The sequence below is a fragment of the Pseudomonas sp. RA_105y_Pfl2_P56 genome, assembly GCF_963970845.1.
In the GTDB taxonomy this organism is placed as follows: Bacteria; Pseudomonadota; Gammaproteobacteria; order Pseudomonadales; family Pseudomonadaceae; genus Aquipseudomonas; species Aquipseudomonas baetica_A.
On the sequence record NZ_CAXAPL010000015.1, the window covers coordinates 31,381 to 43,588 of the forward strand.

The following is a 12,208-nucleotide window of genomic DNA, read 5'->3' on the forward strand; positions in this document are numbered from 1 at the left end:
CAGGAATAAACCGCCGCAGGGCGTAGGACGAATCAGTCCTGTACACTGCACGGCCTTGGCAGCCACACATTCCCCCGGCTGCGCTCCCGATCCTGGATTTTCCGGCCATGCAGAAAGAAACCGAAATCAAACTCCGCGTCAGCCGCGAAACCCTCGCTGCCCTGCGCGAGCACCCGCTACTGAAAAAACGCAACAAAAGTGGCTGGGAACGCCGTGAGTTGATGAACCAGTACTTCGACACCCCCGAGCGCGATCTGGCCCAGGCCAAAGTTGCCCTGCGCCTGCGCAAGGATGGCGATGAGGTGATTCAGACCCTCAAGACCCGTGGCCAGAGCGTTGCCGGTCTGTCCGAGCGTAACGAATACGACTGGAACCTGCCCAAAGCCAAGCTCGACGTGAAGAAACTCGACGGCGAATGCTGGCCCGAGGAACTGGCCGAACTGGACAAGAAAACCCTGAAGCCGATCTTCACCACCGATTTCGTTCGCGAGCGCGCCGAAATCGCCTGGGGCCGTGGCAAGAGCAAAGTGGTCATCGAAGCCGCGCTGGATCTGGGCCACGTCGTGGTCGGCAAACAGAAAGAAGAAATCTGCGAGCTGGAACTGGAACTGCGCGAAGGCGAGCCTGCCGCGCTGCTGGAACTGGCCGCCGAACTGGCCGAAACCCTGGCTCTGATGCCGTGCGACATCAGCAAGGCCGAGCGTGGCTACCGTCTATATGACGCCAACAGCTACTCGCTGAGCCTGCCGGCGCCGCAACTGACAACCGAAACGCCACTGGACGACGCCTTCGCCGCGCTGTGCTGGCACTTGCTCGGCAGCAGCCAGCGTCTGGCTGAACAGTACCGTTTCAACGGTCACTGGCGCCTGTTGCTGGACTGGGTCGAAAACCTGGCGGAAATGCGCGCCCTGCTCAGCAGCCTCGGTCAGGCTGCGCCGCGTCCATCGACCCACGACCTGCGCGTCGCGCTGGATGCATTGCTGGAAGACTGGCGTCCGCTGGTTCAGGCCGGTATCGAAGACGAAGACGTGCGCAAAGCCGCGCCGGAGCAGTTCCTCGAAGAACTCCAAGACCCACGCTGGGGCCTGTTCTCGCTGAACACCTCGCGCTGGTTGCTGGCCCGCACCTGGACCACCGAGCGCAACACGCGTGGCAATCGTCAGGGTGGCGCGCAGTTGCACAGTTGGTTGCCGCGCCTGTTGGGCGAAGAAGCCACGTCCCTGCAATTGCAGCGCTATCAGCAACAGCCGGAAGATCTGGCCGAGCAACTGCCGCGTATCGAGCGCATTCAGGTCTGGCTGCACCACGCGCGCAACGTGCTGGAGATCCCGGAAATGGATCGCCTGTACGGCGAGCTGAACAAACTGGCGCAACTGGCCAACGAGCCGACCATCACTGACGAATTGCTCGATGCGCGCAAGCAGCAGGCGATTGCGGTTTATCAGAATCGCGCGTGGAAAATGCTGCTGCGCATGTAACACCGCTTTCGCGAGCAGGGTCGCACACAGGGAAACTCATTCCAAATGTGTGCGAGCCCGCTCGCGAAGAGGCCATTACAGACGCCTGAAAACTCAAACCGGCAGGCTCGTTGTGGACTTGATCTCTGACAACGCCACAATCGAGTTCACTTCCTGAATCCCCGGCACCAGCGACAGCTTCTCGAAGAAGAACCGCTCATAGGCCTCGATGTCCGCCGCAACAATGCGCAGCAGAAAGTCGACCGCGCCCATCAGCACATAACACTCCAGCACTTGCGGAAAACCACGAATCGCTTCGGTGAATTCGGTGAAGTTCGAACGCCCGTGCGCATTGAGTTTGATCTCGGCAAAGATCTGCGTGTTCAGGCCGATTTTCTTGCGATCCAGCAACGTCACCTGCCCGCGAATGATCCCTTCCTCCTTCATCCGTTGAATCCGCCGCCAGCACGGTGATTGCGACAGCCCCACCTGTTCGGCGATCTGCGCACTGGACAGCGAAGCGTCCTCTTGCAGCAGGGCGAGAATCTTGCGGTCGTAGCCGTCCAGTTCGCTATGCATAAAAAAACCTCAAATAGACAACTTTGCGAATTGATCTTCCCGATCAGCCGCCATTAACGCCAATCATAGATAAGAAATACCCGGCACCGAATGTAAAAATTCCTCCAGCGATTTTGGAGACTCGTCATGCCGCACCTCGAAGCCGTAACCCCCCCACCCACCCGCGCCGACGTCTGGAACGTCAGCAACGCCCATTGCCTGGCGCACTATCAGATCCTCGCCGAGGCCGAGCCGGATTTGCTGGTGCGAGTGCTGAACCTGTTCGCACTGCAATTGCTCACGCCCGAGCAGGTCAACGTGCAGCGGCTGGACGATCTGCTGTCGATCGATCTGATCATGGGCGGCCTGAGCTGGCATCGCGCTCAGGTCATCGCGCAAAAGCTTCGTAACCTGATCAGCGTCTGCTCGGTGAATCTGCAAAACGCCGACAGCGCGTGGGAGGCGCCAGCGCAGGCTGCCGGCTGACAAATCCGGCAACGGCTTCGTCGGGTAGTGGCCCAACGGTCTGCCGGGCCGCGACTATCCTTTGGCGCAACGTCGCTTAAAAGGAAGCCCGCATGTCCGTTCAACTCGCTATTCAGGACCGCTGGCTGGAACTCAACGATGTGCTGCGCGAACTGGTCGCCCAAGGCTTCATCAGCCAGGACTCGGCGGAGCAGGCGCTGATTGCGCGCCGCCGTCATGCCGCCCACGGTCAGATACACCCGCTGGAGTTCATCGCCAGCCAACAACTGGACGACCTCAGCCGTCCGGGCAAGCACCTCGATCTTGAAAGCCTGACCCTGTGGCTGGCGCAGCAGGCCGGGCAGCCGTACCTGCGCATCGATCCGCTGAAGATCAACGTCGCCGCCATCACCCCGCTGATGTCCTACGCCTTTGCCCAACGGCACAAGATCCTCGCGGTTGGAGTCGACCGCGACTCGGTGACCGTGGCCAGCGCCCAGCCCTATGTGAACGGCTGGGAAGCCGACCTGACTCACGTACTGAAGCTGCCGATCAGACGGGTGGTCGCCAACCCGGTAGATATCCAGCGCTTCAGCGTCGAGTTCTTTCGCCTGGCCAAATCGGTCAGCGGCGCGAGCAGCGGCGATCAGCAGAACGGTAACCTGGGCAACTTCGAGCAACTGCTCAACCTCGGTGCCAGCGATCAGGAGCCGGACGCCAACGACGCGCACATCGTCAACATCGTCGACTGGCTGTTCCAGTACGCCTTTCAACAGCGCGCCAGTGATATCCACATCGAACCGCGCCGCGAGCAAGGCACGGTGCGTTTTCGCATTGATGGGGTGCTGCACAACGTCTATCAATTCCCGCCACAGGTGACGATGGCGATTGTCAGCCGCCTGAAAAGCCTCGGCCGGATGAACGTCGCCGAAAAGCGCAAACCCCAGGACGGCCGGGTCAAGACCAAGACCCCGGACGGCGGTGAAGTCGAGTTGCGGTTATCAACGCTGCCCACCGCGTTTGGCGAAAAAATGGTCATGCGCATCTTCGACCCGCAAGTGCTGCTCAAGAACTTCGATCAGTTGGGTTTTTCCGCCGACGACCTGCGCCGCTGGCAGGACATGACCCGACAGCCCAACGGCATCATTCTGGTCACCGGGCCGACCGGTTCGGGCAAGACCACCACGCTGTACACCACGCTGAAGAAACTGGCGACGCCGGAGGTCAACCTCTGCACCATCGAAGACCCCATCGAAATGGTCGAGCCGGCATTCAACCAGATGCAGGTGCAACACAACATCGACCTGACTTTTGCCGCCGGGGTGCGCGCACTGATGCGGCAAGACCCGGACATCATCATGATCGGCGAGATCCGCGACCTCGAAACCGCCGAAATGGCGATTCAGGCTGCGCTGACCGGGCACTTGGTGCTGTCGACCTTGCACACCAACGACGCACCGAGTGCGATCAGCCGTTTACTCGAACTGGGCGTACCGCATTACCTGATCAAAGCCACCGTACTCGGGGTCATGGCGCAACGACTGGTGCGCACCTTGTGCCCTCATTGCAAGGCGCCGCTGACACTCGAAGATGAGGACTGGCAAACCCTGACCCGCCCCTGGCAGGCGCCGCTGCCGGGCAGTGCCCATCGCGCCATCGGTTGCCTGGAGTGCCGCGACACCGGTTATCGCGGCCGCGCGGGGGTCTACGAAATCATGCAACTGAGCGACAGCCTCAAAGCCTTCATCACCCCGGACACCGACCTCACGGCGATCCGCCGCCAGGCGTTCAAGGAAGGCATGCGCAGCTTGCGCCTGTCCGGCGCACAGAAAGTGGCGGCAGGGCTGACGACGATTGAGGAGGTGCTGCGGGTGACGCCGCAGAGCGAGCACAAATAATCAGATTGCCATCAAGCTGTTCTTAAGCCCGGGCCACGCCGTTACACTGGCGCCATCGCAACCCCATTGATCCATCCAACAAGGAATCGTTATGCAGACCGGAAGTGTGCTTTTACTGTTTGTGGCCCTGGCAATCGCCATTCTGTTCATGGGTTTCAAAGTCGTGCCCCAGGGTTTCGAGTGGACGGTCGAGCGCTTCGGGCGCTACACCAACACCCTCAAACCTGGCCTGAACATCATCATTCCGGTGATGGATCGTATCGGTCGCAAGATCAACGTGATGGAAAGCGTGCTGGACATCCCTCCTCAGGAAGTCATCACCTCCGACAACGCCACGGTGCAGATCGACGCCGTGTGTTTCTTCCAGGTGGTCAACACGGCCCAGGCCGCCTACGAGGTGAACAACCTCGAACACGCCATTCGCAATTTGCTGCAGACCAACATCCGCACTGTGCTCGGTTCCATGGAGCTGGACGCCATGCTCAGCCAGCGTGACAACATCAACGAACGGCTGCTGCGCACCGTCGACGAAGCCACCGCCCCCTGGGGCATCAAAATCACCCGGATCGAAATAAAGGACATCAGCCCGCCCGCTGACCTGATGGCTGCCATGTCCGGACAAATGAAAGCCGAACGTATCAAACGTGCGCAGATCCTCGAAGCCGAGGGCCTGCGAGCCTCGGCGATCCTCACCGCAGAGGGCAAGAAGCAGGCACAGATTCTGGAAGCCGAAGGTAGCCGTCAGGCCGCGTTTCTTGAATCCGAAGCCCGCGAGCGCCAGGCCGAAGCCGAAGCCCAGGCGACCAAAGTGGTGTCCGAAGCCATCGCCGGCGGCAACGTACAAGCGGTCAACTATTTCGTCGCGCAAAAATACATCGACGCACTGGGCAAACTGGCCTCGGCCAACAACAGCAAAGTCATCCTCATGCCACTGGAAGCCAGTTCGATGATCGGCGCGGTGGGTGGGATTACCGAAATTGTCAAAGCGACTTTTGACGGCAAGAAGGTCTGAGTCATGCCGACCGAACTGTTCACCTTCTGGAGTTGGCTGGGGCTGGGCACGGTGTTCCTGATCCTCGAAGTGTTCGGGGCTGGCGGCTATCTGTTGTGGATCGGCATGGCGGCTGCCGCTGTCGGGGTCACAACGTTTGTCTTGCCGACGCTGCCGTGGGAAATCCAGCTGGTGCTGTTTGCGCTGTTTTCGATCCTGACCGCGCTGTATTGGTGGCGACGCCAACGCACCGCGGTGCGTCGCAGTGATCAACCACTCCTGAACCTGCGGGGGCAGGAATTGATCGGCAACGTGTTCGTGGTCAGCGAAGCGATTGCCGACGGTCACGGCAAGATCAAGGTTGCTGATGGCGTGTGGATCGCCAGAGGGCCTGATACACCGGTTGGCGAGCGTGTTCGCGTGACCGGGCAACAAGGCGCGATTTTGTTGGTTGAGCGTGCCGAATGATTGCGTACGGAACCGGATCGGGAAAATGACGATCCAACGCCGTAGTTAACCCCCAGGAGTCACCTCATCATGCGTCTCAAACTTGCTGTCGCCACGCTGGCCTTGCTGTCCCTTCCCGTTGGTTCGGCCATGGCGGACAGCTTTTGGCGTAACGTCATTTCGTCCGGTGCTACCACCGGTTCGACTTACCTGACCTTCAAGGATCACAAATTGATCGTCGCGGCACAGGACGATGCCGGCAGTTTCGTTGCCAGTGACGGCGGCATTCGCGGTCCGTATCTGGAAGCAGCGATGCAGAAAGTCCGCGCCGACAACCCGGGCCTGCAAGCGACGGACATGGAATTGGCGAATGCGATTCTGGCGAAGAACGCCGTGGCTTCCGAATAAGCCTTTCGCCCACAAAAATGCCGCTCGATTGGGCGGCATTTTTTTGCTCGCTATTTCACATTCACCATAGAACCCTGTGGGAGCAGGCTGGCTCGCGAAGGCGTCAACCCAGCCAATATCTCTACTGACTGACACAGCGCTTTCGCGAGCCAGCCCACAGTGGATCCGGTTCAACCGTCAGTTCAGCGGTAGTCGTCCACCGGTACGCAGGCACAAAACAGGTTGCGATCCCCGTAAACGTTGTCCACCCGATTCACCGCCGGCCAATACTTGTGCGCTTTGGTATGGGCATCCGGGGTGATGCCCTGCTCGATGCTATAGGGCCGTTCCCACACCCCGGTGACATCCGCCAACGTGTGCGGCGCATGCTTGAGCGGATTGTCTTCGGCCGGCCAGTTGCCATTTTGCACTTCGTTGATTTCGGCGCGGATGCTCAGCATCGCGCCGATGAAGCGGTCCAGTTCAGCCTTGGATTCACTCTCGGTCGGTTCAACCATCAACGTACCCGGCACCGGGAACGACATGGTCGGCGCATGGAAGCCGTAGTCCATCAAACGCTTGGCGACGTCTTCCTCGCTGATACCGGTCTGCGCTTTGAGTGGCCGCAGATCGAGAATGCATTCATGGGCTACCCGACCGTTGCGTCCGGTGTACAGCACCGGAAAAGCACCGGATAAATGCTGGGCCAGATAATTCGCCGCCAGAATCGCCACCTCGCTGGCGTCCGCCAGTTGCGGCCCCATCATCGCGATGTACATCCAACTGATGGGCAGAATGCTCGCACTGCCCCACGGCGCCGCGCTCACGGCGCCGTTCTGCGCCATTGGCCCGTCAATCGGCACCACCGGATGATTGGCGACGAACGGCGCCAAGTGCGCGCGAATGCCGATCGGCCCCATACCCGGCCCGCCACCGCCATGGGGAATGCAAAAAGTCTTGTGCAAGTTCATGTGCGAGACATCGGCGCCGATGTCTGCTGGCCGCGTCAGTCCAACCTGCGCATTCAGGTTGGCGCCATCCATGTACACCTGACCGCCGTGCTGGTGGATAACCTCGCAAATCTCGCTGATGCCCTCCTCGTACACGCCGTGGGTCGACGGATAGGTCGCCATCAGGCACGACAGCTTATTCCCCGCCTCGGCGGCTTTGGCCTTCAAGTCCCCCAGATCAACGTTACCCGCGTCATCACACTCGACGATCACCACGCGCATCCCGGCCATCTGCGCCGAGGCCGGGTTAGTGCCGTGGGCCGAGGACGGAATCAGGCAGATATCCCGCGCGCCCTGTTGACGACTCTCGTGATACTTGCGGATCGCCAGCAGCCCGGCGTACTCGCCCTGAGCCCCGGAGTTGGGCTGCATGCAGATTGCATCGAACCCGGTGATCGCGCACAACCAGCGCTCCAGCTCCTCGATCATCAAGGTGTAACCGACCGCCTGTTCTCGCGGCGCAAACGGATGCAGGTGGGCGAACTGTGACCAGGTGATCGGGATCATCTCGCTGGTGGCGTTGAGCTTCATGGTGCAGGAGCCCAGCGGGATCATCGACTGGTTGAGCGCCAGATCCTTGTTCTCCAATTGCTTGAGGTAACGCAGCATCTCGGTTTCGCTGTGATGGGCGTTGAACACCGGATGACGCAGGTAAGGCGTGTTGCGCTGGAGCGGAACGGGTATGCCGGAAAGCAGCACTTCAGCGTCAAGATCGTCAACGATCAGCCCATGATCGGCACCCAGCAGCACATCAAAAAGTTTGGCGACGGTGCGTTCGTCACAGGTTTCATCGAGGCTCAGACCGACTCGGCCACGGCCAAGAATTCTCAGGTTGATCTGCGCAGCCTGAGCACTTTCGATGATCGCGGTTTGCGCACCGCCCACCTCCAGCGTCAGCGTGTCGAAAAAATGCTCGTTGACCCGGCTGATGCCGTGGCGCTCAAGACCGGCAGCAAGAATGCAGGTCAATCGATGCACGCGCTGGGCGATCCGTTTCAAACCTTCCGGCCCGTGATAGACCGCATAGAAACTGGCGATGTTGGCCAGGAGAACCTGCGCGGTGCAGATATTCGAGTTGGCCTTCTCGCGGCGGATATGTTGTTCGCGGGTTTGCAGGGCCATGCGCAACGCCACGTTGCCCCGGGCGTCTTTCGACACCCCGATGATCCGCCCGGGAATGGCCCGTTTGTATGCCTCGCGACTGGCAAAAAACGCGGCGTGCGGGCCGCCGTAGCCCATGGGCACACCAAAGCGCTGGGACGAGCCGAACACCACATCCGCACCCAGTTCACCCGGCGGCGTCAGCAACAACAGACTGAGCAAATCGGTGGCGACGCAGGCCAGTGCCTGTTGCGCATGCAGGTGATCGATCAACGGCCGCAGATCACGGATCTCGCCGTGCGTGTCGGGATACTGCAGCAGCGCACCGAACACCTGGTGCTGCTTCAAGTTATCCACAGCGTCGACGATCACTTCAAAACCGAAGCCCTCGGCGCGGGTCTGCACAACGGAAAGGGTTTGTGGATGACAGTTTTCGTCGACGAAAAACAGATTGCTCTTGGACTTCGCCACGCGCTTGGCCAACGCCATGGCTTCCGCTGCCGCCGTGGCTTCGTCGAGCAGCGAGGCATTGGCCAGTTCGAGGCCGGTGAGGTCGATGGTCAGTTGCTGGAAATTCAGCAGCGCTTCGAGCCGGCCTTGGGCGATCTCCGGTTGATAGGGCGTGTACGCGGTGTACCAGCCGGGATTTTCCAGCACGTTGCGCAGGATGACGGTCGGCGTGAGGGTGCCGTGGTAGCCCATGCCGATCAGGCTGGTCCAGACCTGATTTTGCTCGGCATAACCGTGCAACTTGGCCAGCGCCGCTTGCTCATCGAGGGCTGGCGGCAAATCCAGCGCACGATTGAGGCGGATACTCGGCGGCACGGTTTGCTCGATCAGTTCGATCCGACTGCCGAGCCCCAGGCTGTCGAGCATCGCCTGCTGCTCGGCGGCATCGGGGCCCAAGTGACGGCGCAGGAAGGCATCTGGATCACGTAACTGGCTCAGGGACGGCAATTGGGACATGACGGGCTCTCTCTTGGCTGGCGCTCGGCGTCAATGCAACACGGTCAAACCAGCATAGCAGTCGATATCGACGCGCACGGCTTGGCGCCGACGGCGGTTTCGGGCCATGCTGTGGCGCGCCTGCCTCAGGCATCCAACCAGCGGATGATCGACGCCCCATGAGCCAACTGCCATTCCTGCCGTTTTCCAAACCCGTTATCGATGAAGCAACGATTGCCGCTGTAGGCGACGTGCTGCGCTCCGGCTGGATTACCAGCGGGCCGAAAGTTCAGGCCTTTGAAGCGCAGCTCTCGCAATACTTTGGCGGGCGCCCGGTGCGCACGTTCAACTCCGGCACCTGTACCATGGAAATCGCCTTGCGCATTGCCGGCATCGGCCCGGGCGACGAGGTGATCACCACACCGATTTCCTGGGTGGCCACGGCCAATGTAATCCTTGAAGTCGGCGCCACGCCTGTGTTTGCCGACATCGACCCGATAACCCGCAACATCGACCTGGATCAACTCGAAGCCGCCATTACACCGCGTACCAAAGCGGTGATTGCGGTGTATCTGGCCGGTTTGCCAGTGGACATGGATCGCCTGTACGCCATCGCCGCCAAACACAATCTGCGCATTGTCGAAGACGCGGCTCAGGCCCTGGGTTCGAGCTGGAATGGCCAGCGCATTGGCGCAACCGGCGACTTCGTGTCGTTCAGCTTTCAGGCGAACAAGAACGTGACCTGCTCCGAGGGCGGTTGCCTGGTGCTGAACACGCCCGAGGAAGCACGGCTGGCGCAGAAGTACCGCTTGCAGGGCGTGACCCGCCATGGTTTCGACGGTCTGGACGTCGACGTGCTCGGTGGCAAATTCAACATGACCGACATCGCCGCCGCCATCGGCCTTGGTCAATTCGCCCATATCGAGGCGTTGACCGCCCATCGACGTGAACTGGCCCGACACTATTTCAAATGCTTCGGCGAGGATTTCGAAACCACCTATGGCGCGCAATTACCGCCCGCGGATTTCGAGAACAGCAACTGGCACCTGTTTCAGTTGGTATTGCCGGAGCGCCAGGATGGCTTGCCGGCGCGGGCCACGTTCATGGAGCAGATGCAGGCGCGTGGCATTGGCATCGGCTATCACTACCCGCCGATCCACTTGCTGAGCCTGTACCGCGAGCGCGGCTTCAAGGAAGGAACGCTACCTGTGGCCGAGCGGGTCGGGCGACTGATTGTGTCGCTGCCGATGTTCACCACCATGACCATGGAAGATGTCGAGCGCTCGGTGGCGGCAGTGAAAGCCGTGTTGGGCGGCGCCTGACGATCGCCCACCAAAAAGCCCCGACGGATCGGGGCTTTGGGTATTGCGTTTGGTTTACTCGCCGATGACAGCCTTGTAGGCCGCTGCATCGAGCAGTTTTTCCAGATCAGCGGTGTCGCTTGGCTTGAGCTTGAAGATCCACGCGCCATACGGATCGGAGTTGAGCAGTTCCGGCGAGCCGCTCAGCTCTTCGTTGACGGCAATCACTTCACCGCTGATCGGGGCGTAGATGTCGGAAGCCGCTTTCACCGATTCGACCACACCGGCCTGATCTTCAGCCGCAAACACTTTGCCCACGTCGGTCAGCTCAACGAACACCACGTCGCCCAGCGCTTCCTGCGCGTGATCGCTGATGCCCACGGTAACGGTGCCGTCAGCTTCCAGACGCGCCCACTCATGACTTTCGGCAAAACGCAGTTCAGCGGGGATATTGCTCATGCTCGGTGTCCTCAGGAAATTGTCAGCGGTCGTGCCCGCCGGAAAAGGTTAGATCAAAGTTTTGCCATGGCGCACGAAGGTCGGTTTGACCACGCGAACCGGATACCACTTGCCACGGATTTCCACTTCGGCGCGATCGGCGGTGGCCATCGGAACACGCGCCAGGGCAATCGATTTGCTTAGCGTAGGAGAGAAACTACCACTGGTGATCTCCCCTTCGCCAACATCGGCGATACGAACCACTTGATGAGCGCGCAAAACACCGCGTTCTTCCAGCACCAGTCCGACCAGTTTTTGCGCAATGCCAGCGGCTTTTTCCGCCTCAAGCGCCGCGCGGCCAATGAACTGACGCGATGCCGGTTCCCAGGCAATGCTCCAGGCCATGTTCGAGGCCAGTGGCGAAACGTCTTGGTGAATGTCCTGACCGTAGAGGTTCATCCCGGCTTCAACACGCAAAGTGTCGCGGGCGCCCAGGCCGATCGGGGAAATGCCGGCGCCGACCAGATCGTTGAAAAACGCTGGCGCCTGATCCGCTGGCAGGGCGATTTCCAGACCGTCCTCACCGGTGTAACCGGTGCGGGCAATGAACCAGTCGCCGTCAGCGTAAGCTTCGAAAGGTTTGAGGTGCTGGATCAGCGTGGCGCGGGACTGGGTCACCAGTTCGGCAATCTTGTGTCGGGCCTGCGGGCCTTGAATGGCGAGCATCGCCAGCTCTGAACGTTCGTGCAATTGCACGTCGAACCCGACCAGTTGCGCCTGCATCCAGGCCAGATCCTGATCGCGGGTGGAGGCGTTGACCACCAGGCGATAACCGTCGTCGAGGCGATAGACGATCATGTCGTCGACGATGCCGCCACGCTCGTTGAGCATGGTGCTGTACAACGCACGGCCGGGGCGGTGCAGGCGTTCGACATCGTTGGCCAGCAAATGCTGGAGCCAGGCCTTGGCCTGAGGACCATCAACGTCGATAACGGTCATGTGGGACACATCGAACACCCCGCAATCGCGGCGCACTTCGTGATGCTCCTCGACCTGCGAGCCGTAATGCAGTGGCATGTCCCAACCGCCAAAATCGACCATCTTCGCGCCGAGGGCGAGATGCAGGTCATACAGAGGCGTACGCTGTCCCATGGGTTTCTCCTTCCGGGCGTGGCGAAGGTGCGGACAGCCGCTGCACGGCGCTCAAGCC

General features: G+C 60.6%; 11 protein-coding genes. 7 read left to right on the forward strand and 4 right to left on the reverse strand.

Annotation, left to right across the window (positions count from 1 at the left end; translation table 11 throughout):
* Nucleotides 1-107 precede the first annotated feature (107 nt).
* Nucleotides 108-1,478, forward strand: a complete 1,371-nt coding sequence (locus AACY11_RS12500; protein WP_339494902.1) for a CYTH domain-containing protein — start codon at nt 108-110, stop codon at nt 1,476-1,478.
* Nucleotides 1,479-1,571: 93 nt separating this feature from the next.
* Here AACY11_RS12500 and AACY11_RS12505 read toward each other — a convergent pair whose 3' ends face one another.
* Nucleotides 1,572-2,036: an Lrp/AsnC family transcriptional regulator gene (locus AACY11_RS12505; RefSeq protein ID WP_221734057.1), complete on the reverse strand. Its 465-nt coding sequence runs from the start codon at nt 2,034-2,036 to the stop codon at nt 1,572-1,574.
* A 126-nt stretch (nt 2,037-2,162) separates the two neighbouring features.
* Here AACY11_RS12505 and AACY11_RS12510 point away from each other — a divergent pair, with 126 nt between their 5' ends.
* The 5 genes from AACY11_RS12510 (at nt 2,163) to AACY11_RS12530 (ending at nt 6,224) form a co-directional block, all read left to right on the forward strand.
* Nucleotides 2,163-2,501, forward strand: a complete 339-nt coding sequence (locus AACY11_RS12510; RefSeq protein ID WP_339430423.1) for a hypothetical protein — start codon at nt 2,163-2,165, stop codon at nt 2,499-2,501.
* A 92-nt stretch (nt 2,502-2,593) separates the two neighbouring features.
* Nucleotides 2,594-4,378 (forward strand): GspE/PulE family protein, encoded by a 1,785-nt coding sequence (locus tag AACY11_RS12515; RefSeq protein ID WP_339494903.1) that lies wholly within the window; start codon nt 2,594-2,596, stop codon nt 4,376-4,378.
* Between the two features lie 91 nt (nt 4,379-4,469).
* Nucleotides 4,470-5,390: an SPFH domain-containing protein gene (locus AACY11_RS12520; protein WP_339430425.1), complete on the forward strand. Its 921-nt coding sequence runs from the start codon at nt 4,470-4,472 to the stop codon at nt 5,388-5,390.
* Between the two features lie 3 nt (nt 5,391-5,393).
* Nucleotides 5,394-5,837, forward strand: a complete 444-nt coding sequence (locus AACY11_RS12525) for an NfeD family protein (protein ID WP_339464662.1) — start codon at nt 5,394-5,396, stop codon at nt 5,835-5,837.
* Between the two features lie 66 nt (nt 5,838-5,903).
* Nucleotides 5,904-6,224, forward strand: a complete 321-nt coding sequence (locus AACY11_RS12530; RefSeq protein ID WP_169843014.1) for a DUF2388 domain-containing protein — start codon at nt 5,904-5,906, stop codon at nt 6,222-6,224.
* A gap of 182 nt (nt 6,225-6,406) precedes the next feature.
* Here AACY11_RS12530 and gcvP read toward each other — a convergent pair whose 3' ends face one another.
* A complete protein-coding gene (gene gcvP, locus AACY11_RS12535; protein ID WP_339494905.1) occupies nt 6,407-9,280 on the reverse strand; it encodes an aminomethyl-transferring glycine dehydrogenase in 2,874 nt (957 codons plus the stop codon).
* Between the two features lie 158 nt (nt 9,281-9,438).
* On the opposite strand from gcvP, the gene AACY11_RS12540 reads away from it, so the two are divergent.
* Nucleotides 9,439-10,581 carry a DegT/DnrJ/EryC1/StrS family aminotransferase gene (locus AACY11_RS12540; protein WP_339430428.1) on the forward strand — a complete coding sequence of 381 codons (1,143 nt, stop codon included), beginning with the start codon at nt 9,439-9,441 and terminating at the stop codon, nt 10,579-10,581.
* A 54-nt stretch (nt 10,582-10,635) separates the two neighbouring features.
* Here AACY11_RS12540 and gcvH read toward each other — a convergent pair whose 3' ends face one another.
* Complete coding sequence (gene gcvH, locus AACY11_RS12545; protein WP_339430429.1) at nt 10,636-11,019, reverse strand: glycine cleavage system protein GcvH; 384 nt, start codon at nt 11,017-11,019, stop codon at nt 10,636-10,638.
* A gap of 48 nt (nt 11,020-11,067) precedes the next feature.
* Entirely contained in the window at nt 11,068-12,150 is a 1,083-nt protein-coding gene (gcvT, locus tag AACY11_RS12550; protein WP_339494906.1) for a glycine cleavage system aminomethyltransferase GcvT, read from the reverse strand.
* Nucleotides 12,151-12,208 lie beyond the last annotated feature (58 nt).

Coding starts and splice junctions, on each gene's coding strand:
- AACY11_RS12500 (WP_339494902.1), top strand. CDS start 108: ATGCAGAAAGAAACCGAAATCAAACTCCGCGTCAGCCGCGAAACCCTC.
- AACY11_RS12505 (WP_221734057.1), bottom strand. CDS start 2,036: ATGCATAGCGAACTGGACGGCTACGACCGCAAGATTCTCGCCCTGCTG.
- AACY11_RS12510 (WP_339430423.1), top strand. CDS start 2,163: ATGCCGCACCTCGAAGCCGTAACCCCCCCACCCACCCGCGCCGACGTC.
- AACY11_RS12515 (WP_339494903.1), top strand. CDS start 2,594: ATGTCCGTTCAACTCGCTATTCAGGACCGCTGGCTGGAACTCAACGAT.
- AACY11_RS12520 (WP_339430425.1), top strand. CDS start 4,470: ATGCAGACCGGAAGTGTGCTTTTACTGTTTGTGGCCCTGGCAATCGCC.
- AACY11_RS12525 (WP_339464662.1), top strand. CDS start 5,394: ATGCCGACCGAACTGTTCACCTTCTGGAGTTGGCTGGGGCTGGGCACG.
- gcvP (WP_339494905.1), bottom strand. CDS start 9,280: ATGTCCCAATTGCCGTCCCTGAGCCAGTTACGTGATCCAGATGCCTTC.
- AACY11_RS12540 (WP_339430428.1), top strand. CDS start 9,439: ATGAGCCAACTGCCATTCCTGCCGTTTTCCAAACCCGTTATCGATGAA.
- gcvH (WP_339430429.1), bottom strand. CDS start 11,019: ATGAGCAATATCCCCGCTGAACTGCGTTTTGCCGAAAGTCATGAGTGG.
- gcvT (WP_339494906.1), bottom strand. CDS start 12,150: ATGGGACAGCGTACGCCTCTGTATGACCTGCATCTCGCCCTCGGCGCG.